At 67.3% G+C, this 23,241-nt stretch carries 22 protein-coding genes; 10 read left to right on the top strand and 12 right to left on the bottom strand.

What is annotated here, in order from left to right:
* The first annotated feature begins 9 nt into the window (after nt 1-9).
* Together OHB12_RS29780 and OHB12_RS29775 are read left to right on the top strand one after the other, a co-directional pair.
* Nucleotides 10-1,614 carry a PspC domain-containing protein gene (locus OHB12_RS29780; RefSeq protein WP_327112842.1) on the top strand — a complete coding sequence of 535 codons (1,605 nt, stop codon included), beginning with the start codon at nt 10-12 and terminating at the stop codon, nt 1,612-1,614.
* A complete protein-coding gene (locus OHB12_RS29775) occupies nt 1,607-1,828 on the top strand; it encodes a hypothetical protein (RefSeq protein WP_327112840.1) in 222 nt (73 codons plus the stop codon). The genes OHB12_RS29780 and OHB12_RS29775 overlap by 8 nt, the downstream gene beginning before the upstream one ends.
* A 168-nt stretch (nt 1,829-1,996) precedes the next feature.
* On the opposite strand, the gene OHB12_RS29770 is transcribed toward OHB12_RS29775, so the two are convergent.
* Both OHB12_RS29770 and OHB12_RS29765 read right to left on the bottom strand, forming a co-directional pair.
* The gene (locus OHB12_RS29770) at nt 1,997-2,431 is read right to left on the bottom strand and encodes a hypothetical protein (protein ID WP_327112838.1); all 435 of its coding nucleotides are present in this window, start codon (nt 2,429-2,431) and stop codon (nt 1,997-1,999) included.
* A gap of 122 nt (nt 2,432-2,553) precedes the next feature.
* On the bottom strand, nt 2,554-3,270 hold the full coding sequence (locus tag OHB12_RS29765; RefSeq protein ID WP_327112836.1) for an SDR family NAD(P)-dependent oxidoreductase: 717 nt from the start codon (nt 3,268-3,270) through the stop codon (nt 2,554-2,556).
* Between the two features lie 100 nt (nt 3,271-3,370).
* Here OHB12_RS29765 and OHB12_RS29760 point away from each other — a divergent pair, with 100 nt between their 5' ends.
* Entirely contained in the window at nt 3,371-4,213 is an 843-nt protein-coding gene (locus OHB12_RS29760; RefSeq protein ID WP_327112834.1) for a helix-turn-helix transcriptional regulator, read from the top strand.
* Nucleotides 4,214-4,848: 635 nt separating this feature from the next.
* A complete protein-coding gene (locus tag OHB12_RS29755; RefSeq protein WP_327112832.1) occupies nt 4,849-5,214 on the top strand; it encodes an HPF/RaiA family ribosome-associated protein in 366 nt (121 codons plus the stop codon).
* Between the two features lie 122 nt (nt 5,215-5,336).
* Here OHB12_RS29755 and guaA read toward each other — a convergent pair whose 3' ends face one another.
* Nucleotides 5,337-6,908: a glutamine-hydrolyzing GMP synthase gene (gene guaA / locus OHB12_RS29750; protein WP_327112830.1), complete on the bottom strand. Its 1,572-nt coding sequence runs from the start codon at nt 6,906-6,908 to the stop codon at nt 5,337-5,339.
* Between the two features lie 12 nt (nt 6,909-6,920).
* On the opposite strand from guaA, the gene OHB12_RS29745 reads away from it, so the two are divergent.
* Complete coding sequence (locus OHB12_RS29745; protein WP_327112828.1) at nt 6,921-7,829, top strand: alpha/beta fold hydrolase; 909 nt, start codon at nt 6,921-6,923, stop codon at nt 7,827-7,829.
* Between the two features lie 178 nt (nt 7,830-8,007).
* Here the strand turns inward: OHB12_RS29745 and OHB12_RS29740 are convergent, their stop codons facing one another.
* Together OHB12_RS29740 and guaB are read right to left on the bottom strand one after the other, a co-directional pair.
* Entirely contained in the window at nt 8,008-9,168 is a 1,161-nt protein-coding gene (locus OHB12_RS29740) for a GuaB3 family IMP dehydrogenase-related protein (RefSeq protein WP_327112826.1), read from the bottom strand.
* A gap of 311 nt (nt 9,169-9,479) precedes the next feature.
* Nucleotides 9,480-11,024: an IMP dehydrogenase gene (guaB, locus tag OHB12_RS29735; protein ID WP_327112824.1), complete on the bottom strand. Its 1,545-nt coding sequence runs from the start codon at nt 11,022-11,024 to the stop codon at nt 9,480-9,482.
* Nucleotides 11,025-11,489: 465 nt separating this feature from the next.
* On the opposite strand from guaB, the gene OHB12_RS29730 reads away from it, so the two are divergent.
* The gene (locus OHB12_RS29730; protein ID WP_011207424.1) at nt 11,490-11,903 is read left to right on the top strand and encodes a DUF5319 domain-containing protein; all 414 of its coding nucleotides are present in this window, start codon (nt 11,490-11,492) and stop codon (nt 11,901-11,903) included.
* 155 nt (nt 11,904-12,058) lie between these two features.
* On the opposite strand, the gene OHB12_RS29725 is transcribed toward OHB12_RS29730, so the two are convergent.
* The 3 genes from OHB12_RS29725 to OHB12_RS29715 all read right to left on the bottom strand — a co-directional run bounded on the left by OHB12_RS29725 (nt 12,059) and on the right by OHB12_RS29715 (nt 14,775).
* Nucleotides 12,059-13,198, bottom strand: a complete 1,140-nt coding sequence (locus OHB12_RS29725) for an anti-sigma-D factor RsdA (RefSeq protein ID WP_327112819.1) — start codon at nt 13,196-13,198, stop codon at nt 12,059-12,061.
* Complete coding sequence (locus OHB12_RS29720; RefSeq protein ID WP_327112817.1) at nt 13,191-13,769, bottom strand: sigma-70 family RNA polymerase sigma factor; 579 nt, start codon at nt 13,767-13,769, stop codon at nt 13,191-13,193. Before OHB12_RS29720 ends, OHB12_RS29725 begins: the two co-directional genes overlap by 8 nt.
* 133 nt (nt 13,770-13,902) lie before the next feature.
* A complete protein-coding gene (locus OHB12_RS29715) occupies nt 13,903-14,775 on the bottom strand; it encodes a hypothetical protein (protein WP_327112815.1) in 873 nt (290 codons plus the stop codon).
* A gap of 618 nt (nt 14,776-15,393) precedes the next feature.
* Here OHB12_RS29715 and OHB12_RS29710 point away from each other — a divergent pair.
* The 3 genes from OHB12_RS29710 (at nt 15,394) to OHB12_RS29700 (ending at nt 16,934) form a co-directional block, all read left to right on the top strand.
* Nucleotides 15,394-15,687 (top strand): WhiB family transcriptional regulator, encoded by a 294-nt coding sequence (locus tag OHB12_RS29710; protein WP_327112813.1) that lies wholly within the window; start codon nt 15,394-15,396, stop codon nt 15,685-15,687.
* A gap of 418 nt (nt 15,688-16,105) precedes the next feature.
* Nucleotides 16,106-16,681, top strand: a complete 576-nt coding sequence (locus OHB12_RS29705) for a sigma-70 family RNA polymerase sigma factor (protein ID WP_327112811.1) — start codon at nt 16,106-16,108, stop codon at nt 16,679-16,681.
* Between the two features lies 1 nt (nt 16,682).
* The gene (locus OHB12_RS29700) at nt 16,683-16,934 is read left to right on the top strand and encodes an RskA family anti-sigma factor (RefSeq protein WP_327112809.1); all 252 of its coding nucleotides are present in this window, start codon (nt 16,683-16,685) and stop codon (nt 16,932-16,934) included.
* Between the two features lie 227 nt (nt 16,935-17,161).
* On the opposite strand, the gene groL is transcribed toward OHB12_RS29700, so the two are convergent.
* Together groL and groES are read right to left on the bottom strand one after the other, a co-directional pair.
* On the bottom strand, nt 17,162-18,772 hold the full coding sequence (groL, locus tag OHB12_RS29695; RefSeq protein WP_327112807.1) for a chaperonin GroEL: 1,611 nt from the start codon (nt 18,770-18,772) through the stop codon (nt 17,162-17,164).
* 141 nt (nt 18,773-18,913) lie between these two features.
* Entirely contained in the window at nt 18,914-19,213 is a 300-nt protein-coding gene (gene groES / locus OHB12_RS29690) for a co-chaperone GroES (protein WP_014981824.1), read from the bottom strand.
* A gap of 619 nt (nt 19,214-19,832) precedes the next feature.
* On the opposite strand from groES, the gene OHB12_RS29685 reads away from it, so the two are divergent.
* Nucleotides 19,833-21,224: an Hsp70 family protein gene (locus OHB12_RS29685; RefSeq protein WP_327112803.1), complete on the top strand. Its 1,392-nt coding sequence runs from the start codon at nt 19,833-19,835 to the stop codon at nt 21,222-21,224.
* 462 nt (nt 21,225-21,686) lie between these two features.
* Here OHB12_RS29685 and tsaD read toward each other — a convergent pair whose 3' ends face one another.
* Both tsaD and rimI read right to left on the bottom strand, forming a co-directional pair.
* Entirely contained in the window at nt 21,687-22,730 is a 1,044-nt protein-coding gene (gene tsaD, locus OHB12_RS29680; protein WP_327112802.1) for a tRNA (adenosine(37)-N6)-threonylcarbamoyltransferase complex transferase subunit TsaD, read from the bottom strand.
* Nucleotides 22,727-23,239, bottom strand: coding sequence for a ribosomal protein S18-alanine N-acetyltransferase (gene rimI / locus OHB12_RS29675; protein WP_327121597.1), 513 nt, complete (start codon nt 23,237-23,239; stop codon nt 22,727-22,729). The genes tsaD and rimI overlap by 4 nt, the downstream gene beginning before the upstream one ends.
* Nucleotides 23,240-23,241: the final 2 nt, after the last annotated feature.

Below are 23,241 nucleotides of genomic sequence, written 5' to 3'. Positions count from 1 at the left end.
GGGCCCACCATGAGAAACATGACGAAAACGAGCTTCGGCGATCAGCTCCAGCAGATATGGCACACGCGGCCCGTGCGGTTGCCGCGGCAGGGCCCGATCGCGGGCGTCGCGGCGGGGTTCGGTCAGCGCTATGACGTGGACCCGGTGCTGGTCCGGGTCGCTTTCGTGGTGTCGACGATCTTCGGTGGCGCGGGCATCGTGCTCTACCTGCTGGCCTGGCTGCTGCTGAGCGAGTCGGGCTACCAGGCGTCGGCGGCCGAGTCGCTGCTCGGCAAGGGGCAGAGCTCGCAATCCCAGACCAAGACCATCGTGCTGATCGTTGCGCTGGCCATCGCGGTCAGCACCATGGGCCCGGTCGGAGTGGGCCTCGGCGGATCCGGCCTGATCAGCCTCGCGTTGATGCTGGCAGGCTGGTGGATGCTGCATATGCGCACCCCTGAGCCGCCGGGTACGACCACCGTGTTCGGAGAGTTCGCCCCGGACGGCGGGATCACCGCCACCGGCTACCCCGGCGCCGTCTTCCCCCAGGGATCGCCCCGGACCGCCGGTGCCATATACACGCCGCCGACCAGCGTTTACACGCCTTACACAAAGCTGCCGGATGCATACATCCCGGAAACGCCGGTGCCCGAAGCACAACCCGCGGACGGCGACGCCGAGACTTCGCTGCTGGACAAGCGCGATACCGAGGACGCATCCGGCACGCATGCGGAAGCGCGCAGTGACGCCGAAACCGTGCTGCTCGACAAGTCGGCAGCACGCACGACCTCGATAGCTGCCGAAACCGAGCGCTCCGGCCCGACAACCGCATCGTCACCGACGACCGGCTCCCTTTCGCTCGGAAAAGAGGCCGGGGACTCCTCGGCAGCCGGCAACAAACCCGCCCCCATCCGGGGCACGAACCGCCCCGCAGCGGTCGCAGGCTCCGCATTCATCGGCGGCCCCACCCCACCCTCCTGGGACCCCCTCGGTGTAGCGCCGCTCGCCTGGGACCTCCCGGAACCCCCACCCGCCGACACCCTCGTCGCCCCGGCGCCGAAACGGCCCCGCTCCCGGATGACCCCGGTGGTGATCGGCCTGGCCATCCTCGCGGCGGCCGGCGCGGGCGCGGCGGCGGCCTCGGGCGTGGAATGGATGACGCCGGGCCGGATCGGAGCGGCGGCGCTGGCGGTGATCGCCCTCGGCCTCGTGCTCGGCGCGTTCCTGCGCCGCGGCTACGGTCTCCTGGTGCTCACCGCCCCGCTCGCCGGGTTCGTGCTGCTCGCCTCCGCGATCGGCCCGGTCGAGTTCGACCGCGGCGCGATGGGCGAGCACACTTGGGCGCCGGCCTCGGTCACCGACCTGGCGTCGAACTACAAGGTGACCATGGGCTCGGGCACGCTCGACCTGCGTGCGCTGAACCTGACCGAGAACCGCACCGTGGACGTCGACGTCCAGATGGGCGACGTCCACGTGCTGGTGCCCCCGGGCATGACGGTGCGCACCAACTGCACGGCGACCATGGGTGAAGCGCGGTGCGTCAACGGGATCAGCGGCCCGAACACCCCTGGTGCGCTGGTGCTCGACCTGAACGTCGATGTCCGTGCCGGAAGCGTGGAGGTGCAGCGTGGTTGAGACAGAGAACACCGAATCGACCACCGAGCGTCCCCGTGGCCCGTCCGCCTCGCTGCTCATCGTCGGGCTGCTGGCCCTCGCGGTGAGCGTGTGGGCGTTCGTCGGCCCCGCGACCTGGCCCGCGGCCAGCATGATTCCGATCGGCTGGATCGTGGTGCTCGCCGCGATCATCATCGGCATCGTGCTGGTCATCTCCCCACGAAAACAGCCATGAGCAGCCGACGATGTGAACCCGATGGCCCGTCCACACGACGGGCCATCGTCATTGCACCCCAGGAGAGCCCGAATGGAACACGAGCGCACCGAGCACACGAAGACCACGATGAACACGGGCCCGTCCTCGTGATCTCCGGAGGAGCACACTTCATGGATTCGGGTCCGGTCAGCGATGGGGGGAGGTCGGTGGCGCCGTCGTTTTCCCGGGCTGTACCCATCTCTGAAGTGCATCGATCGTGGTCTCCGGGGACGTGTTGAAGCAGAACCGGATTCCGGGGGCTATGTCGGTGAGCAAGTTCATCAGTCGCTCGAACAGCAGGGTGTGTTCCGGGGCCACCCGGACCCCGGCACCGATCATCGCGACGCGGAAGGGACCGGCTGCGGCGCATTCACGGATCTTGGCCTCGGCCTGGTCGGGGGCGGCGGGTATCGGGCAGGCAACGATATCGAAGCCGGCTTCGCGAAGGGCAGCATCACCGGCCTCTATTCGGGCGGTCAATGTGGCCTCATCGAGATCAGGGTAGCGGCTGTAGTCGATCGCGCTGGGGTGTAGTCCAATGGAGAGCACCGTGGTGGTCTCAGCCGTTGTCCGGTCGTTCATGTTGTCCTCCGATGTTGATCTCGAAATCCACAAGAGTGCGGCCGGAGCCGAAATCACCAGTATGGCAATGGCGGCCGCAGTGATACGCGGTGCGCGGAAGCGCCGGACATGCTCTGTGCCTGTCACCAGCGAACGCTTCCGTTCCGGTCGAAGAATCCGCCAGTCGGCCCCTCGGCGTCGATGCACGCCAGTTTCACGATCGCGTCGGTTCCCTCGCTCACAGATTGAAACCCGGCATGATTGGTGAGATCGGTAGCGGTGAATCCCGGGTCGACGGCATTGATGCGAATGCCATCGAGCGCACGCGCGTACTGCATGGTGATCATGTTGAGAGCGGCTTTCGCCGCCGGATAGCCCAGTGACGGCGCCACCATTCCACTGAAACGCGGGTCTTCGGTCACGGCGAAGGACCCCATTCCGCTCGAGACCATGACGATCCGCGGTTGCTCGGCTGCCTGCAGCAGCGGAAGGAAAGCGTGTGTGACCCGCACGGGACCGAGTACGTTGACCTCGAACACCTTTCGGAGATCTGCAGCGCTAGCGTCGGGCGGGGCGATGGGTCCTTCGCCGATACCGGCGTTGTTGACCAGTACATCCAGGTGCCGGATGCGTTCTCCCACGGTGTCGGCCGCTGCCCTCACCGAGTCGTCGGATGTGACGTCGAGTGCGATGAATTCCACATCCAGCCCGGTCGCGGCCAGTTCTGCCGCCGCCTTCGTACCGCGGCTCGTGTCGCGGGCGGTGAGGAAGACCTTCCAGCCCAAAATCGCCAGTCGCCGCACCGTTTCTTGCCCGAGGCCCTTGTTCGCGCCGGTAACCAACGCAGTCGTTGTCGTCATGGCGTAAGAGTCACAAGGACCGAGCACCGCCGCCAGGGCCGTCGAGGCATGGGGTCGGCGGTACCACCCCTGGGAACTCATCTTGCGGCACTATGGGGATGTGGACAGAGCGGAACTAGCTACCGTGTTGCGAACAGCGCGGTCACGGGTCAAGCCAGCGGATGTCGGCTTGCCCGGGTTAATTCGCCGACAAGTTCCCGGCTTGCGTCGCGAGGAGGTCGCCCTGTTGGCGGGGGTCGGCGTGGACTACATCGTTCGCCTCGAGCAAGGCCGCGCACCGAAGCCCTCGCAACAGGTGCTCGCTGCGCTGGCCAGAGCACTGCGGTTGACCGAGGAGGACCGTGATCTGGTGTTCCGTCTCGCTGGGGCCGAGCCGCCGCAGATCGGGCGGGTTCCGATGCTGGTCCGTCCGAGCGTGTTCCGGCTCCTGGACCGCATGGCCGATCTCCCCACCCTCGTGCTGTCGGCGAAATCCGATGTGTTGGCCTGGAATCCGCTTGCCGCCGCCTTATTGGGCGATTTCTCCGAATGGCCACCGACGCAACGCAACATCATTCGGCAACGGTTCCTCGGCCCCGGCCTGGGCCGAATGTCGCTGACGCCGGAAGAGGAGGACGTCACGGGGCCACACTGCGTGGGTTGTCTGCGCGCTGCGCAGGCGCGTTACCCGACCGATCCCGAACTCGCCCAGCTCATAGACGACTTGCGTTCGGGCAGTGCACGTTTCGACAGCATGTGGCAGGCTGGACGGTCCGGGCAACTGCGCGCTGTCTCGACGACCATCGACCACCCGGACTACGGGCCACTCGCCCTCGACTGCGACGTACTGCTGGTTCCCGAAGCGGATCAGACTGTCGTCGTCTACTCCGCCGCACCGGGCACGCCCACGGCATCAGCATTGGATCTGCTCCGCATCACCGGCCTCGAGCGTTTCGCGAACTGAACACCCAGACCGGTCGTGCGTGTTCTGCTCGATGGCAATCTGGGTTTGGGCTCGCTAAAACTATCCATATGGATAGCTTCCGTCTCGGCCGCCCAGCATCCACGGCAACAACCGTGCGGTGCCGGTCTGCCACGCGATGACCTCCTGTGCCCCGCCTTTACGGGTCACCACAGCACACCGGTTCGCCGTAACCAGATCGGGCGCGTCCCAGCATCAGCACCCCCTCGGCGCGCGCCCAGCACAATGTTCGGGTCGGTCACGCTCGGCCGCTACGCGGGGAAGGCGGTAGGTCGCCTCGAGTCCGTCACCGATGGCAGCGCGAAGGGCTCTCAGCCTGATGAGGCAACGATCCCCTCAGCCGATGCGAACCCGACCTGGATGGCCATCACCGGCGCCGCCATCGCGCTCAAACCCTTCTGGAACGCAGTACCGCGCCGAACTCGATCGCCGCTGGGCTACCAGGAACTCCGAGGCATCGCTTTCGCCAACAGTTGGGCGACCCAGACCGCTCAGTCCGATGATCATCGAGGATTACGGTGAGTAAAGGCGGAGCAGGCTACGGCAGCGGAGTCGACGACGAACACCATCCGCCTCCGTCCGCGTAACAGTTGCCACCTACCGGAATGGATACGCACATGCAGATTCAGATCAACACCGACAGCAACATCGACAGCGGCGAAAAACTGATCCGGCACGTCGAGGAGGAGATCGCTTCGACGCTCGAGCGCTTCAGCGACCAGATCACCAGCGTCGAAGCCCACCTCAGTGACCAGAACGCGGGTAAAGGCGGACCGGACGACAAGCGATGCGTGCTGCAGGCTCGTCCAACCGGTCAGCAGCCGGTCGCGGTGACCCGCAACGCCGCGACGATCGATGACGCCTGCCGGGGCGCGGCCGAGAGCATGGCACATCTGCTCGCCAGCCTGTTCGGCCGGCTGCACGAGACAAAGGGTGGCGACTCCATCAGGCACCCGCACAAGAACCACCCGCACACGAACTGAGTCAGCAGCACCGGGTTGTTCGGTACTGAAAACAGCTACGCCGCCGGAACTCGCACCGGGCGCCACTCCTACGAGCGGGCCGCGAACACGCCACGCCGAAGGCGCGGCAAATCGAACACAGCTCACTCCCACTCGATGGTGCCCGGCGGCTTGCTGGTCACGTCGAGGACCACGCGGTTGATTTCCGGGACCTCGTTGGTGATCCGAGTGGAGATTCGTTCCAGGACGTCGTATGGGAGGCGAGTCCAGTCGGCGGTCATCGCGTCTTCGCTGGAGACCGGGCGCAGCACGATGGGGTGGCCGTAGGTTCGGCCGTCGCCCTGCACACCGACGCTGCGGACATCCGCGAGCAGCACCACGGGGCACTGCCAGATCTGACGGTCCAAACCGGCCGCGGTCAGCTCCTCGCGGGCGATCGCGTCGGCTTGGCGCAATGTGTCCAAGCGATCCGCGGTGACCTCACCGACGATCCGGATGGCGAGACCAGGACCGGGGAACGGTTGGCGGGCAACGATTTCCTCCGGCAGCCCGAGTTCGCGGCCCACCGCACGGACCTCGTCCTTGAACAGCAGCCGCAGCGGTTCGACGAGCTCGAACTCCAGATCGTCCGGCAGACCGCCGACATTGTGGTGGCTCTTGATGTTCGCGGTGCCACTGCCGCCGCCGGACTCCACGACGTCCGGATACAGCGTGCCCTGCACCAGGAACTCGACCTTCGGCGTCGCATGGTCGGTGCCCTGCTCGAGCACCACATCGCCCACGGCGTCCTCGAAGGTGCGGATGAACTCCCGCCCGATGATCTTGCGCTTCTCCTCGGGATCGGTGACGCCCTTCAGTTCACCGAGGAATTTGTCGACCGCGTCCACGGTCACCAGGTTGGCGCCGGTCGCGGCGACGAAGTCCTGCTGCACCTGCTCACGCTCGCCCGCCCGCAGCAAGCCGTGGTCGACGAACACACAGGTCAGTCGATCGCCGATGGCGCGCTGCACCAGTGCCGCGGCGACCGCGCTGTCCACACCGCCGGACAGGGCACAGATCGCGTGCCCGGCACCGACCTGCTCGCGTACCGAGGCGACCAGCACGTCGGCGATACCGGCGGGGGTCCAGGTGGCCGGAATGCCCGCGAGGTCGTGCAGGAAGCGGCTGAGGATCTGCTGTCCGTGCGGCGAGTGCAGCACTTCGGGGTGGTACTGCACACCAGCGAGGCGGCGGGCGCGGTCCTCGAACGCGGCGACCGGGGCGCCCGCGGTAGTGCCGGTGACCTCGAAGCCCTCTGGTGCGTCGGTGACCGCGTCGCCGTGGCTCATCCACACCGGCTGGATGGTGGGCAGGCCGCCGTGCAGCAAACCGCCGTCGATGTTGAGCTCGGTGCGGCCGTACTCCCTGGTGCCGGTGTGCGCGACCGTGCCGCCGAGCGCCTGTGCCATCGCCTGAAAGCCATAGCAGATGCCGAAGACCGGCAGACCGAGGTCAAACAGCCGCGCATCCAGCTTCGGTGCGCCCTCGGCGTATACGCTGGCTGGGCCGCCGGACAGGATCACAGCGAGTGGCTGCTTCTCCGCGATCTCCTCCACCGTCATGGTATGCGGAATCACCTCGGAGAATACGCTCGATTCGCGGACCCGCCGTGCGATCAGCTGGGCGTACTGTGCTCCGAAGTCCACGACGAGGACCGGTCTCTGGGTTTCTGCCACCAGCACAGCTTAGTGAGCGGGCCGATCGAGCGAATCATCGGCACAGCGGCCGCGCGAACGGCGGACCGACCGCCCCAAATCTTCCCGCGCACCCCCGCGCCGCTGGCTATCCTCAAGCACGTGCCATTCGCCCGCGCGATCGATGCCGACATCCATTACGAGGACAGCGGCGGCAGCGGTCCGGTGGTGATGCTAGCGCACGAGTTCTTCATGGACCGCACCATGTTCGCCGCCCAGATGGCCGCGCTGGCACCGGAATTCCGGATCGTCTCCTGGGATGCGCGCGGCCACGGCCGCACCAGGGACGAAGGTCTGCCGTTCACTTACTGGACCGCCGCGCGCGACGCGCTGACGGTGCTCGATCACCTCGGCGCCGAACGGGCTGTTATAGGCGGAACCGCGCAGGGCGGCTGCACCGCGTTGCGCACCGCGCTGATCGCGCCCGAACGCGTCTCCGCGCTGATCCTGATCAGCACCGACGCACACGGCCCTACCCCCGAGCAGTCCGCCGCCACCCAGAAGTTCCTGGCCGAGTGGTACGACAACGGTTCCCGCGAGCGGGCCGTGCACCAGCTGGCCTCCTGGCTGATCGGCGACGACGAGTGGTATCGCTCGATCTGGACCAAACGCTGGCTGGTGCGCGACCGGCGCGGGATCGAGGTCGCGGCGGGGTGTCTGCTCAGCCGGGATTCGGTGCTCGAGCGGCTCGACGAAATCACCTGCCCTGCCTTGGTGATGCACGCCACCGACAGCGGCATCGCCCGCGAGCGCGCCCAGCAACTGGCCCGCGGGCTCTCCGGCGCGACGTTCGTCGAAATCGCCAACGCGCGACTCGCAGTGACGATGACCCATCCCGAGCCGGTGAACCATGCGATCCGGCAGTTCCTGCGAGCCAAGACGACACCGACCCGGGTGCGCTGAACCTGTGTTGATTTGCAGCGCCTGCGGCGCTGCATGTTCGCGGCCCGGCTCGCGTTTGAGCGGGCGAGACTCGCACCTCCAGCGTCTGCCAAGTGGCAGGTAGGTAGCGCAGATAGGTAGCAAAGGCGTGCCACGTAGTTCGCTCACCGCAGACAGTCGTTGAGCATGCTTCATCCCCTCAGGCGTGAACGCTGAGCCCGACCCTCTGGAACTCCTTCAGATCCGAGTACCCGGCCTTGGCCATCGAACGCCGCAGACCGCCAACGAGATTCAGCGACCCGAACGGTTCATCCGACGGACCGTAGAGTACCCGCTCCAGGCTCGGGCGCACGGAAGCGCCGTCCTCGCCACCGAGATCCCACGGGTCGTCCACGTGCAGCAGCGAACCCCGCGGCACCGACGGGTGCGCGGCGGCCGACGGCCAGTACCAGCCGCGGCCCGGCGCCTCCGCGGCGACGGCAAGCGGCACGCCGAGCACAGCGGCGTCGGCTCCGCACGCGATCGCCTTCGCCAGCTGGCCCGAGGTGGCGATGTCACCGTCCGCGATAACGTGCACGTAGCGGCCGCCGGTCTCGTCCAGGTAGTCGCGCCGCGCGGCGGCGGCGTCGGCGATCGCGGTAGCCATCGGCACCCCGATGCCGAGCACCTCGCCGGTGGTTGTCGCGCCGGGGTAGGAGCCGTAGCCGACGATCACACCCGCGGCGCCGGTGCGCATCAGATGCAGCGCGGTACGGTGATCGCTCACACCGCCCGCGACCACCGGCACATCCAGTTCGGCGATGAAGGTCTTGAGATTCAGCGGCTCACCATCGCTGACGTGTTCGGCGGAGATGATCGTGCCGTGCACCACGAGCAGGTCGATGCCGGCCTGCAGCAGCGCGGGAGTAAGCGTGCGCGCGTTCTGCGGGCTCACCCGCACCGCGACCGTGACACCGGCCGCGCGGACCTGCGCGACCGCGGAGCCGAGTAGATCCGGCTGCATCGGCGCGGCATGCAATTCCTGCAGCAGCGACACGGCTCGTTCATAGCCGCCCTTACCGACGAGCTCGACCAGTTGGTCGATCTTCGCGGACACATCCGCGTGCCGCGCCCACAAGCCCTCACCGTTGATAACACCGAGACCGCCGAGGCGGCCGAGCTCGATGGCGAACTCCGGCGACACCAGCGCGTCGGTCGGATGCGCGAGACACGGGATCTCGAAGCGGTAGGCATCCAGCTGCCACGACAGCGACACCTGCTTCGACGAGCGGGTCCGGCGCGAGGGGACGATGTCGACATCGTCCAACTCGTAGGTACGCCGAGCGGTCCGGCCCATGCCGATCTCCACCATGTCGCGCACGCGAAATCTCCTTAATATTGGCCGCGGCTGTGTTTGTTTGGCAGCGCCTGCGGCGCTGCGTGTTCGCGGCCCCTTGGTGGCTCGCGTCCGAGCGACCGAGACTCGCGCCTTCGGCGCATGCGCTTCGGTCACTCGGACGCGAGCCGGGCCGCGAACGGCGCTCGTAAGACTCGCGCCTCCAGTGGTCACCAGGTGGGCAAGCAGGACAGCACGAGACAGCACTACATGCCACGTAGTTCGCTCACCGCCACAGCCGGTGAGCATGCTCAATCATGCACGGACCGATCGGTCCTGTACATGAACCTAGCGGGCTAGCCGCGGCCGGTGTAGTTAGGGGCCTCGACGGTCATCGTGATGTCGTGTGGGTGGCTCTCCTTGAGACCGGCCGCGGTGATCTGCACGAACTGCGCCTCCTGCAGGTGCGCGATCGACTGTGAACCGGTGTAGCCCATGGCCGCGCGCAGGCCGCCGACGAGCTGGTGGATCACCTGGTTGACCGGACCGCGGAACGGCACCCTGCCCTCGATACCCTCGGGCACCAGCTTGTCCTCGGCCAGCACGTCGTCCTGGAAGTAGCGGTCCTTGGAGAACGATTTAGCCTGCCCGCGTCCCTGCATCGCGCCGAGCGAGCCCATACCGCGGTAGCTCTTGAACTGCTTGCCGCCGACCAGGATCAGCTCGCCAGGCGATTCGGCGGTGCCTGCGAGCAGCGAGCCGAGCATCACGGTGGACGCGCCCGCCGCGATGGCCTTGGCGATGTCGCCGGAGAACTGGATGCCGCCGTCGGCGATCACCGGGACACCGACGGGCTTGCACGCGGCGACCGCCTCCATGATCGCGGTGATCTGCGGCGCTCCGACGCCGGCGACCACGCGGGTGGTGCAGATGGAGCCGGGACCGACGCCTACCTTCACCGCGTCCGCGCCCGCCTCGACCAGTGCGGCCGCGCCCTCTCGGGTGGCCACATTGCCGCCGACGACCTGGATCCGGTCGCCGACCTCGGCCTTCACCTTGGCGACCATCTGCAGCACCTGCACCTGATGACCGTGCGCGGTGTCCACCACAAGCACGTCGACGCCGGCGTCGGCCAGCGTCATGGCACGCGACCAGGCGTCCTCGCCGACGCCGACCGCGGCGCCGACCAGCAGGCGGCCGTCGCGGTCCTTGGTGGCGTTCGGGTACTGATCGGTCTTGACGAAGTCCTTGACGGTGATGAGACCGCGCAGCCGTCCGTTCCCGTCGACGATCGGCAGCTTCTCCACCTTGTGGCGGCGCAGCAGGCCGAGAGCGGCCTCCGCGGTCACGCCCTCCTGCGCGGTGATCAGCGGAGCCTTGGTCATCACATCGGCGACCCGGCGACTCTGATCCACCTCGAAACGCATGTCACGGTTGGTGATAATGCCCACAAGCGCACCGGTCTCGTCCACCACCGGAAGGCCCGAGATACGGAACCTGGCACACATCGCGTCGACCTCGGCGAGGGTGTCGGTCGGACGACAGGTGACCGGGTCGGTCACCATGCCGGCCTCGGACCGCTTGACCGTCTCCACCTGAGCGGCTTGATCGGATGCCGAAAGGTTGCGATGCAATACGCCCATGCCGCCCGCGCGGGCCATCGAGATGGCCATCCTGGCCTCGGTCACCGTGTCCATGGCCGAGCTGACCAGCGGGGTGCGCAGGCGGGTCTCCCTGGTCAGCCAGCTGGATGTCTCCACAGAGCTGGGGATGAGATCCGAGGCGGCAGGCAGCAGCAGCACATCGTCGAACGTGAGACCGAGCATGGCGATCTTGTTCGGATCGTCGCCACCCGTAGGAGGGCGGACTGCGATTCGTTCGCCCGGTACGGGATTACTCATTCGGATCGACCCCTCCTGGACGTCGATTAGCGACCGATGCCGGACGAACCGGCGTCGTGGCGGCTGATGGAATGGACGTTGGCGGTCGGCGGAAATGGTGTTCGGACCGCCGTCGCCTGCCACCCATGGTATCTGTCCGCGAAGCCGCCCCCGACTGCGCCTCGCTGACGCTCGGCTCCGTCGTGCGCGACGGCGCCTGCGCCCATGGTTCACTCGCTACGCTCACTCACAAGACCGCGCCTCGCCGACACTCGGCCCCATCGTGCACGACGGCGCCTGCGCCCATCGTCCACTCGCTACGCTCACTCACAAGACCGCGCCTCGCCGACACTCGGCCCCATCGTGCACGACGGCGCCTGCACCCATCGTCCACTCGCTGCGGTCACGCACGGAAGTGAGCCCACCGCCGAAACTTGCACGCCGCATAGCTGGCGCAGACCACCCTGTTCTGCGTACCGTGGGGATGTGCGCGACCATCTACCACCTGGCTTGCCGCCGGATCCGTTTGCCGGAGACCCCTCCGACCCGTCCGCCGCGCTCGACGCCATCGAGCCCGGCGAGCCGCTGGATCCCCACGAGCGCCTTGCGGTCGAGGAGGATCTCGCCGATCTGGCGGTGTACGAGGCACTGTTGGCCCACCGTGGCATCCGCGGACTCGTGGTCAGCTGCGAAGACTGCAGGCAGGACCACTACCACGACTGGGACATGCTGCGCGCCAACCTGCTTCAACTGCTGGTCGACGGCACGGTCCGCCCGCACGAGCCCGCCTACGATCCGACGCCGGAAGCGTACGTCACCTGGGATTACTGCCGGGGCTACGCGGACGCCTCGATGAACGAGGCATTCCACGGCGACGGGTTCGACGGATTCGATAGCTGAACGAGTCCCACCGGTTCCTACGCGATCCGTTCGAGGCTCGCGTAATTCGACGCGCCGCTGTGATCTTCGACGCACACGATCACGGCGGCAGCGCAGGAAAGACAGAAAACCGACCGCCAGAGGGGCGATCGGTCATGTCTTGTTCGAGGTTCTTGTCAGCGACCGGGCTGGGATGATCCCGGGACACCCGGCAGGCCTGGTATGACGATGGTCGGCGGTTGATAGTCCTGGGTTGGTTGGACCTGAGTCGGTACCCGTGTGATCGGCGGCGGCACTGTCGGCGGACCGGTATCGCCGGTGGGAACCACATCCGTCGGTTTGCCCCCGGTGTCGGGCGCAGTCGGCGGCGGCTGCACCTGCGTGGTCGGTTCGACAGGGGGCTGCTGCGGCGTGGTCACCACCGGCGGCGACGTGGTCGTCGGCTTGCTGCCGTTGGACGTGGTCGCACCGGTGGAGTCCGACGGCTTCCCGGATGGCTCCGAGGGCTTTCCGGACGGCTCGGCCGGCTGCTGCAAGATCGTCGGCGCGGTGCTTTGGCTAGTCGGCTTCGAGGTCGCGTGGGTATCGGAGGTCGGCCTCGGTTCACCGGGCTTCGGCACCGTCGCGTCGAGCTGGTCGGCCAGCTCCGGCGATATCTTGCGCAGTTCGACGAGTAGACGGTCCCACTCGGTCATCACTTCGTTGCGCTTCTGCGGATCGTTGATCTGCGCGGCATTCTCCTTGGCCCGCTCCAGGCGCGCCTTCGCCTGCACCGGGTCCTGGGCGACCAGCGTCGACGCCTCGGTCAGATCGTTGTCGGCACGCTGCACGACGGTGGTCTGGGCCTGTTCACTGAACACGACCTCCTTGACCCGCCACAGCGGATCGCCCGGCTCGGCGTTGTACGAGAACGCCGTCATGCCGCCGATGACCAGGGCCAGTGCGGCCGCGGTCCCCGCGATCGGACGAAGTAGCCGTAGCCGCCCTCCACCGTGTGCGCCGATGCGGACCTGACGCGCGCCGATCTCCTGATTGACCGCGGCCACGATCGCGTCCAGGTCCGGGTCCGCGGACATCGGCGGAGCGAGCAGTTCCGCCCGCCAATCCGCGAGCAGCGTCGCGAGCTGATACTCCTCGGCGCTGTCGGTGCTCACCGGACCATCGCTGGCGATGGCATCGATCAGAGCATCGTCACGGCGTACCGCTGCGATGTCGACCGGGCCGGTATCACCGGACGCCTCGGCGTAGGGACCGCTGTTTCGCGATCCAAGCCGCGCCTTCCAGTCACCCCGACCGCGCCCGCCATCCCTAGCCATACATTTCACCTGCCCTCGCCACTTGTGACTTGAGTTTCGCGAGTGCCCTGTGTTGGGCCACCCGCACCGCGCCCGCCGTACTGCCCACGGCGACTGCGGTTTCTTCTGCCGACAAACCCATGACCAAGCGCAGGATCAAGATCTCCCGATGCTTCTCAGGAAGCGTCGCGAGCAGACGGTTCATCTGTCTGCTCGTCTCGGACTCGAGAGCTCGTTGTTCCGGTCCCTGGTCGGTGGATATGACATCTGGTACTTCGGCCATCGCGTCCGCCTTGTTACGGGCGGCGTTGCGATGCGCGTCAGCGACCTTGTGCGAAGCGATTCCGTAAACGAAGGCCATGAAGGGCCTGCCCTGGTCCTGATACCTGGGCAAGGCGGTCATCACAGCCAGACAAACCTCCTGCGCAACGTCGTCCGCGGAGAGCTGCCCACGCTCCGCGGCTCCGATCCGCGCGCGGCAGTAGCGCACCACCAGCGGGCGGACCATCTCGAGTACCTGAGCTAAAGCGGATCTGTCGCCCTGCGCAGCGGCAGTGACGGCGAGGTCCAACTCTTCGCCCGTGTTCGTCATCGTCAGAGATATTCCTGGCGTTACAAGTGGCACCGTCCGGTGACGACCAGTGCTTCCACCGAAGGGGCGGAACGGATCTAACAATAGCGACCCGTTGCCGGGAACCAGGCAACACGGTCATCTCCGCGATCACCTACCGACCACCCATGGGACGGAATGCCCCGCCCCGGCGAGCGATGGCCGCGGCGCACTCGGACGCCTCCGCCGCCGCGCCCTCGACCCCCAGCCCGGCGCGCAACATGGCGCTCGCCCACCGCAGTGGTAGCAGCCCGTGCTCGCGACACTGCTCGGCGACTTCTTCGGCCAGGGCCCTGGACCGGTCGTGCTCACCTCCCGCCGCGGCGGCCGCGGCGAGCAGCAGGCGGGATTTGACCCGGTGCCGCACCGACGGCGCGCTCTCGGCCAACTCCATCGCTGCCTCAGCGTGCCGGGTCGCAGGCCCTGAATTGCTTGCGACCAGCGCGTTTTCCGCGGAGACCCAGTGCAACCTGAGCGCGGAGCGCCAGCCCATCTCCGCAGGCGCTATCGCCGCTCGACTGCGCCGCAGAAGCCGGTCGGCCAGGGCGAGCCGCCCGGCGCCGAGCGCGTCAGCGGCGAGTCCGGTCAGCGCGTCGGAGAGGGCTTCGGCACGGTCGGGGCGGTATTCGTCGGACCGCTTCCGAATGGTCTCGGTCGCGGCGGCGTCGGTCGCGAGGATCAGGGCGGCGGCCCGTCCGTCGAATGCCGCGGCGCGTGTATGCCAGCCGAGTTGGCGCAACAGTGAACCCTCCACACTTCCCGCCAGTGAGAGGAGTATCGGGTCGGTGCTGTAATTGCATACATTTCGCAGTTCGACCCGAGCTGCGGCGTAACGCCCCTGGCCGCCGAGTACCACCGCGCGATACCAGGAGCCGAGGGCGTCCGGAGCGGGTGGCAGCTCGACAACGGCGCGACCGGGGTCGATGCCGAAGGCGGCCTCGGCGAGGACCGCGAGGTGAGGATCTCCGAGCGGAGCGGGCGCGAACACGGGCGCACTCTATCCTGTGGTGCGCGCGGGCCCGGCCCGCAGAAAGGAGGCCGCGGCACACCGGCAACTTCTCAGCATTTCCGCCGTCGACCGATGTTTCCATCAGGTAAATCTCGTTCCGGCAATCCCCGAACGTGCGCGATCGGAATTCACCCACGTTTCGAGCAATTAACCTGAGCGCCCCGTTTCCGCCATCTCGGATCTACACACCGCGAGCGCCGCCGACGACCACCGCCACCAACCAGCCGATCGGGCCCACTGCGGGACCCGGACTAGAAACATGCCTCTACCTGCGCAAATAATGGAGCCACTCGCGCAGGGCGGAGCCACGAACCGATAGCCAACCGAACAGTATCGCCGGAACCGATGCGAAAAGTAAATAGCTCTGAGGTTAAATTTCCCAGCCTAGAATTCAGAGAACGGTTGCGTCGAACTATTGACGGAATTTCACGGCTGGACCTAACGTAGTTCATCGCCACGGACGGCGCCGCGCGAAATTGCAGCGACCGCGAAGGGCGAAGCCCAAGGGCACTCTCGCCGACCCGGCGCCGTGACCTATAACTGTTGCAGAACAACTGCTCGACAATGCTGACGAGCTCGCGCTATGAGGAGTTCACCATGCCCATGCCGACCCACCTCCCCGGACCGAACGCCGATGTCTGGGATTGGCAGATGCGAGGGTCCTGCCGCGGGCAGGACTCCGCGGTGTTCTTCCATCCCGACGGCGAGCGAGGCAGAGCACGCACTGCGCGCGAGATGCGCGCCAAGGAGGTTTGCCGCAGCTGCCCGGTGCTCATGCAGTGCCGCAGTCACGCGCTGAAAGTCAGCGAGCCCTATGGCATCTGGGGCGGCATGTCGGAGACCGAGCGCGAGATGCACGCGCGGCGCAACCGCCGCCGCATGGCCGTATAGACGAATTTCTTCCCATCCACACGCCACCGGGCGCCGAATGCCTAGCAAACAACGGGCCACTGCAATTGGCCTCGGCAGAGCCGGTCACGTCAACACGGTGATCGGTTCCGCACCGAGGATCGGCGCGCGGGCTCCGATCGGTCACCACCGATCCGCCGGCCGCCGCAGCGCGCAGCTACCGGTCCGGCGTTTTGCGACATCGCGCGGCGTGTTACGGCGTGTCCGCTCCTGAGCCGCCTGCGTGTCGGCGCTGTTAGCAAAGCCGCTGGCCTACAGCCGGATTGTCGGCACCCCACCGGAAGGGAGGTCATAGCGACACGCTACGGTAGTGACTGATGACACAGAATGGAGCGTTGTGACAACGCGGCCGCCAGCCGCAGAGGGCGACTCGTTCCGAAGAGAAGCTTTCCCACCCACGGTGGATTCTGCGGTTACGGCACGCGCAGCCGAAAGTATCGAGCTCGCCGCGCTTTTGCATCGATGCGGCCAGTCCGACCATGAAGCATTCGCCGAGCTATACGACCGGACGTGCGCGCGCGTCTTCGGTCTGGTGTTGCGTGTCCTACACGATCCTGGATATGCGGAGGAGACCACGCAGGAGGTCTATCTGCAGATTTGGCGGATGGCAGCGAGTTTCGACCCGGCGAAGGGCACGGCAGTGACGTGGTTGATGACCCTCGCGCACCGGCGCGCCGTCGACCGGGTCCGCGCCGAGCAGGCCCACACCCAACGTGAAGTCGCCTATGGGATACGAGTTCTCGGCAACGAATTCGACGAGGTCACCGAAGAGGTCGAGCGTAGGCTCGAACAACAGGCCGTCCTGGGGGGTCTCGCCACACTGACGGAGACCCAGCGGGAAGCCATCTCGCTCGCCTACTACGGCGGGCGAACCTATGCGGAGGTAGCACTCTACCTCGGTATAGGGTTACCGACCGTTAAATCCCGGATTCGGGATGGATTGACACGACTGAAAAGAAGTTTGGGGGTGACGTGAGATGAACGAACACCAGATCGATCTCGCGCACACCGTCGCGCTCGGATCGATCGACGACGAAGACCATCACGACGTGCAGGAACTGCTCGACAGCGAGGACCCCGTGCTACGCGCGGCGTTCAGCCAGGAAGTACGAGATACGAACGAAGCTCTTTCCCTTCTTGCCGCAGCGACGGCGGCCACGCCGTCGCCCTCGCTGCGCGCTCGCTTACTCGCGGCCATCGCCGCGGAACAGCCACCGGTCGCCAGCTGAATCCGGCTCCCCACCACGGCTTTCCCGCTCCGCGCGTCCAGAACCGTAGCAGTCGGACGGTCCCGCGGCCCTTGTCCGGCCCGCGGTCGACAGTGTGTCGAGCTTCGGAATACCTGGTACTCACCGAGTCACAGGTCGAGGTCGTGTCGCGTGCACAGACAAGGGCCCCCGGACCGAGATGCGGTCCGAGGGCCTTGTCGTCCTGCGTTATCCGAGCGGCGACGGACTCAGTGCGCGTGCCCGTGATGACTATGATCGCGCTGCTCTTCGGCAGGCTTGTCGACCACAGCGCTCTCGGTGGTGAGCACCATCCTGGCGACCGACGCCGCGTTCACGACGGCCGAGCGGGTTACCTTCACCGGGTCGACGACGCCGTCGGTGAGCAGGTCACCGTAGCTGAGCGTGGCGGCGTTGAAGCCCTCTTTGCCCTCGGTTACCCTGTTGACCACCACAGCCCCGTCCAGGCCCGCGTTGGTGGCGATCCAGTACAGCGGCGCATGGAGCGCGGTGCGCACCACCTCGACGCCGACGGCCTCGTCGCCGGACAGCGAGTCGCGCAGCTCGACCAGCTTGGCGCTCGCCTGCACCAGCGCGGTGCCGCCACCGGGCACGATGCCCTCCTCGACGGCGGCCTTGGCCGCGCTCACCGCGTCCTCGACGCGGTACTTGCGCTCCTTGAGCGCCGTCTCGGTGGCCGCGCCGACCTTGATCACCGCGACGCCGCCGGACAGCTTGGCCAGCCGCTCCTCGAGCTTCTCCCGGTCCCAGTCGGAATCGGTGGCCTCGATCTCGCTGCGCAGTTGCGCGGTACGCGCTGCGATGTCCTCCGCGGTGCCCGCACCATCGATGATGGTGGTGTCGTCCTTGGTGACGACCACGCGCCGAGCCTTACCCAGCACGTCGAGGCCCGCGTCGCGCAGTGCGATGCCGAGATCGGGGTTGATCACGGTGCCCGCGGTGACCACGGCGAGGTCGTCGAGGAACGCCTTACGGCGGTCGCCGAAGAACGGCGCCTTCACCGCGACGGCCTTGATCGTCTTGCGGATCGCGTTGACCACCAAGGTGGACAGCGCCTCGCCCTCGACGTCCTCGGCGATGATCAGGACGGCCTTGCCGCTCTCGGCAATCTTCTCCAGTAGCGGGAGGAAGTCCGGAAGCGAGCTGATCTTCTCGCGGTGCAGCAGGACGAACGCGTCCTCCAAGACGGCCTGCTGGCTGTCGGCGTCGGTGACGAAGTAGGGCGAGAGGTAGCCCTTGTCGAACTGGACGCCCTCGGTGACGACCAGCTCGGTCTGCAACGTCGAGGACTCCTCGACGGTGACGACACCGTCCTTGCCGACGGCGGAAAGCGCCTTGCCGACCATCTCGCCGAGCTGCTCATCCCGGGACGCCACTGTTGCGACCTGCGCGATCGCCTGCTCGCCGGAGACCGGGGTCGCCTGCGCGAGCAGCGCCTCGGAGACGGCGTCGGCGGCCTTCGCGATGCCGGAGCCGATCGAGATCGGATTCGCGCCCGCCGCGACATTCTTCAGCCCGGCGCGGATCAGCGCCTGAGCCAGCACGGTGGCGGTGGTCGTCCCATCGCCCGCGACGTCGTTGGTCTTGGTGGCGACGCTCTTGACCAGCTGCGCGCCGAGGTTCTCGAACGGGTCGTCCAGCTCGATGTCGCGCGCGATGGTGACGCCGTCGTTGGTCACGGTCGGGCCGCCGAAGGCCTTCGCGAGCACGACGTGGCGTCCGCGCGGGCCGAGCGTGACCTTCACGGCATCGGCGAGCTTGTCGACACCGCGTTCCAGAGCTCGACGAGCCTTCTCGTCGAACTCGATCTGCTTTGCCATGTGTTTTGCTCCTGTATCGGGTTCACGGCGCTCCGGGTGGTTACCGAAACCACGCCAGGCAATACGCCGAAGGCGCCGGCCAACGCACTCCGCCCCGGGTCGAGAGAGACACCGGGGCGGAGCGCATACGTGCCTGATCGGCTACTTGGTGACGACGGCCAACACGTCGCGCGCCGACAGGATGAGGTATTCCTCGCCCTGGTACTTGATCTCGGTGCCGCCGTACTTGCTGTAGATAACGGTGTCACCCTCCTTGACATCGACCGGGATGCGGTCGCCCTTGTCGGTGACGCGTCCCTCGCCGACGGCGATGACGGTGCCCTCCTGCGGCTTCTCCTTCGCCGTGTCGGGGATGACCAGGCCGGAGGCCGTCGTCGTCTCGGCCTCGTTGGCCTGGACGAGGATCTTGTCCTCGAGCGGCTTGATGTTCACGCTCGCCACGTTGAGCCCTCCACTTTCAGGGGATTTCGGTCGTCCGGAACTGTTGTTCCGGACTCGTCGGTTCGGTCACGATGCTGACCCTGCGCATAGCCCCGTCGTCGCGGGTGCCGGGACCCCTGCTCAGTAGTCAAACTGCTGGCACAAGCACTACATACAGTGCCGACTAGCACTCTATACATGAGAGTGCCAGCGCTCAAGGTCAGGCGGTGCCAAGTTTGCGGACGGCTCGCCCATGGCAGTCGGGGACTTCCTATCGGCTCAGGAAATCTGTAACGTTCGGATAACGGATTGTGGCACTATTGACGACGGTCGCTGTCCGGCCGCCTCGGCGTCACCCATCGGTGACGCCGAGGCTACGCAGGGGTACCGCGGCGTCATCGAAATAGGCAGCGTCACAGAACAGCAGCGTCACAGAACAGCAGCGTCACAGAACAATCGTTCCACCACCAGCTTCACCAGAGAGCAAGCCAGACGTGAATCATGGCCGGTCCCCGAGACCCACCCGGACAAGGGGCCTGACCGATCCCCGGTTCGGGTCGTGCGTCATCCACACGGCGATCCGGCAGTTCATTCGAGATGGTCGACGACACCACGACCATCCGCTCGAAGGGAGGTGAACATGCGAACATCCCTGGGCATTTCGGCCGGGGCCGAGGTCGTGTGCTCGGCGCTGGTCACTACCGCGCCGAACGGCGCGCAGAGCTTCGACTACCGCGTCGTCTCCGCCGACGCGGCCAATTCCGATCTCGGCGACCTGGTGGCGTCCTCGATCGAGCTGATGACCACTCAACTGCCGACCACCCAGCCTCCGCGCGAGGTCGTCCATCCGCTCGGGGCACACAGCGCGGGCACGCAGCGCGACCTCGCGTCCGTCACCAGGCGCCCGCCCACCAGCGTGGCCGTCGCCTACCGCACGAGGGAGCAAGCCCAGGCCATCCGCTCGGCGACCGGTAAGCAGCGCGAGCTACGGCTGATCCCGGAGGGCACCGCAGCGCTGACCTATCTGCGGCACACCGGCCTGCTCGACCGCTACGACACCGTCGCCATCGTCGACCTCGGTGCGTCCGGGCTCACCGTCACCGTCGCCGACCTGGCCGACGACGCCATGCTCCGGTCCGATCGCACCGCGACCATCAGCGGCAAAGCCATCGACGACCTCATCTACCACCATCTGGTGGACCAGCACTTCGCCCGGCGCGGCACCCGCCCGAACCGCGGCATGCTGACCAACCGGGGCCGCGCGGCCAAGGAGCACCTCTCGATCGCGCCCGCCGTCACCATCGACCACGTCGCCGGACGTCCACTGAAGCTGACCAAGGCCGACTTCGAGGTGCTGATCGCCGACCTACTGCGCGACATGGCCGTGTTCGTCGCGGCGGTGTGCGCGCGGGCACCGAAGTTCCCGCAGGCCGTCGCGGTGATCGGCGGCGGAGCCAACATCCCCGCCGCGCTGAACACGCTTACCGCTACGCTGAACATGCCGGTGTTCACCGTGCCCGATCCGGAGGCCGTGACCGCCAAAGGCGCGGCGCTGGTGGCCGATTCGGTACAGCCCTCGGTGTTCCCGGTCGGCACACTCGGCAGCGATGCACCCGCCGGCACGTTCGCCAAGGTGGTCGGCACGCTGGTGGGCGCGATCGTGGTCGTCGGCCTGATCATAGGCTACGGCGTGAAGACGTTCGCGCCCACGTCGGACGACGAGGTCTCCCCCGCAGGAACGACGAGTACGGCCCCCCAGCAGCCGACGCCGCCGATACTGCCGCCGAACGGAGCGGGCCCCGTCCCCGGCGGCCGGAACCAGGAGAGCACCCGGCCCGGCGACGGCGCCGTTCCGACCCCGGATAGCGGGCAGCCGAGCCCGACCGGCATTCCGTCCACAACGCAGGCGGCCACACCGACACAGCCCACGCTGCGCCCGGATCCGAACCTCCCGCCGATTCCGTTCCCCGAACTGCTCGGCCCGCTGTTCGGCCATCCGAGTGCGGCGCAGGGAGGTTCGTCCGGCCAGTAGCAGAGCCGCACACCAACCCCGCCCGACCCGCTCATCTCATTCGGGCCGCGAACGCAGAGCGCAGCCGCCTCCCCACGCAACTGCGCCGGCCGCACTCCCATTTCCGAGCGCAGCCAGACCGTTTTCCCTTGCCCGTTCGCGGCCCGGCTCGCGTCCGAGCAGCCGACCGCGTCCGCGACGAAGTCGCCAGTGGCAGTCGCTCCGGATACGGGCCATGCAGGGGCCGCAATCACCCAGCGCGAAGAGCGAACAGTCAATGCCACACTCGCCCACCGACGAAACGGCATCGGCCCCACTCCCGCTTCCGAGCGCAGCGAGACCGAGCATTGCTCGTTCGCGGCCCGGCTCGCGTCCGAGCGGCCGCCGCGTCCGCGACGAAGTCGCCAGCGGCGGTCGCTCGGACGCGAGCCAAGAGGGGGCCGCGAACACGCAGCGCCGCAGGCGCTGCAAAACAAACAGAGGTCAGCGGACCGAGCTGACCGACACCGGCAGACCCGGATCGGTGGCCACCGTCAGCGGCGACGGCTCCGCGCCGCCGGCGATCACATGGGCGCCGAGCGCGGCGATCATCACCCCGTTGTCGGTGCACAGCCGAGGCGTGGGTACACGAAGAGTCAAACCGGCCGCCGCGCAACGCTCCTCGGCCATCGAGCGGATCCGCGAGTTGGCCGTCGCGCCGCCACCGAGTACCAGCGTGCCGACACCGACGTCCTCGGCCGCACGCACGGCCTTCATGGTGAGCACGTCCGCGACCGACTCCTGGAATGATGCCGCGATGTCAGAGATCGGCAGATCCTCGGCGGCGATGCCGTCGCGCTGCGCTGCCTCCACGTAGCGGGCGACCGCGGTCTTGAGACCGGAGAAGGAGAAGTCGTAGCGCGGATCACGCGGTCCGGTCATGCCGCGCGGGAACGTGATCGCGCGCGAATCACCGGTCCCCGCGGCGGCATCGAGTGCGGGACCACCGGGGAAGCCGAGCCCGAGCAGGCGCGCCACCTTGTCGAACGCCTCGCCGGCCGCGTCGTCGACGGTGCTGCCCAGTTCAACGATCGGCTCGGCCAGGTCCGTGACGTGCAGCAAATGCGTATGCCCACCGGACACCAGCAGCGCAACGCATGGCGGCATCGGACCGTGTTCGAGGGTGTCCACCGCGACATGCCCACCGAGGTGGTTGAGCGCGTAGAACGGCACATCCCACGCCGCCGCATACGCTTTCGCCGCCGCGACACCGACAAGTAGCGCACCGGCCAGACCCGGCCCGATCGTCACGGCCAGTGCGTCCGGCTTCGCGATACCCGCCGCGGACAGCGCGCGCCGCATGGCGGGCACAATCGCCTCGAGATGTGCGCGCGAGGCGATTTCGGGCACAACGCCGCCGAAGCGCGCGTGCTGGTCGACGCTGGAGGCGACCTCGTCCGCGAGAAGTTCGCAGGTGCCGTCAGGGTTCCTTCGCACGATGCCGACACCGGTTTCGTCGCAGGAACTCTCGATCCCCATGATGATCACGAGAGCACCTCGTCCGGCTTGCTCGCTCGCCACTCCCGGTCCTCGGCGGTCAGCGCAGGGCGGCGCATCGTGTACGCGTCCGCGCCGCTGGGGTGGTAGTAGTTCTTGCGCAACCCGATGATGTGGAAGCCGTGCTTGGCATACAGCGCGATCGCGGGCGCGTTGTCGGTGCGAACCTCGAGGAACACCGGTCCGCCGCGGCTGCCCGCCTCGGCGAGCAGCGCCTCGAGCAGCAACGTGCCGATGCCCGCGCGATGACAGCCTGGGTCGACGCCGATGGTATGCACCTCGGCCTCGGGGTGTTCGGCATCACCCAGCAGGGCTATGCCCGCATAGCCGACCATTCGCCCGTCGTCGTCCCGAGCGGTGATGTAGCGGTTGTGCGGGCCGACCAGCTCCGAATGGAACGCTACCGCGTGCCATGGGTCGTCCTCGGGGAACAGCAGCTGCTCGAGTTCGACACAGCGCTCGATGTCCGCGGCCACCATCGGCTCGATCCGGAAACCCACCG

The organism is Nocardia sp. NBC_01730, assembly GCF_035920445.1.
Taxonomy (GTDB): Bacteria; Actinomycetota; Actinomycetes; order Mycobacteriales; family Mycobacteriaceae; genus Nocardia.
The sequence above is the reverse complement of the archived record's forward strand: the minus strand, read 5'-3'. Positions and strand labels throughout refer to the sequence as shown.

Excerpts from the sequence above, each read along its gene's own strand:
- OHB12_RS29720 (WP_327112817.1), bottom strand. The coding sequence starts at position 13,769 with ATGACGAACACGGGCGAAGAGTTGGACCTCGCCGTCACTGCCGCTGCG.
- OHB12_RS29685 (WP_327112803.1), top strand. The coding sequence starts at position 19,833 with ATGCGAACATCCCTGGGCATTTCGGCCGGGGCCGAGGTCGTGTGCTCG.
- OHB12_RS29755 (WP_327112832.1), top strand. The coding sequence starts at position 4,849 with ATGCAGATTCAGATCAACACCGACAGCAACATCGACAGCGGCGAAAAA.
- OHB12_RS29770 (WP_327112838.1), bottom strand. The coding sequence starts at position 2,431 with ATGAACGACCGGACAACGGCTGAGACCACCACGGTGCTCTCCATTGGA.
- guaB (WP_327112824.1), bottom strand. The coding sequence starts at position 11,024 with ATGAGTAATCCCGTACCGGGCGAACGAATCGCAGTCCGCCCTCCTACG.
- OHB12_RS29710 (WP_327112813.1), top strand. The coding sequence starts at position 15,394 with ATGCCCATGCCGACCCACCTCCCCGGACCGAACGCCGATGTCTGGGAT.
- OHB12_RS29700 (WP_327112809.1), top strand. The coding sequence starts at position 16,683 with ATGAACGAACACCAGATCGATCTCGCGCACACCGTCGCGCTCGGATCG.
- OHB12_RS29725 (WP_327112819.1), bottom strand. The coding sequence starts at position 13,198 with ATGGCTAGGGATGGCGGGCGCGGTCGGGGTGACTGGAAGGCGCGGCTT.
- OHB12_RS29765 (WP_327112836.1), bottom strand. The coding sequence starts at position 3,270 with ATGACGACAACGACTGCGTTGGTTACCGGCGCGAACAAGGGCCTCGGG.
- groL (WP_327112807.1), bottom strand. The coding sequence starts at position 18,772 with ATGGCAAAGCAGATCGAGTTCGACGAGAAGGCTCGTCGAGCTCTGGAA.
- OHB12_RS29780 (WP_327112842.1), top strand. The coding sequence starts at position 10 with ATGAGAAACATGACGAAAACGAGCTTCGGCGATCAGCTCCAGCAGATA.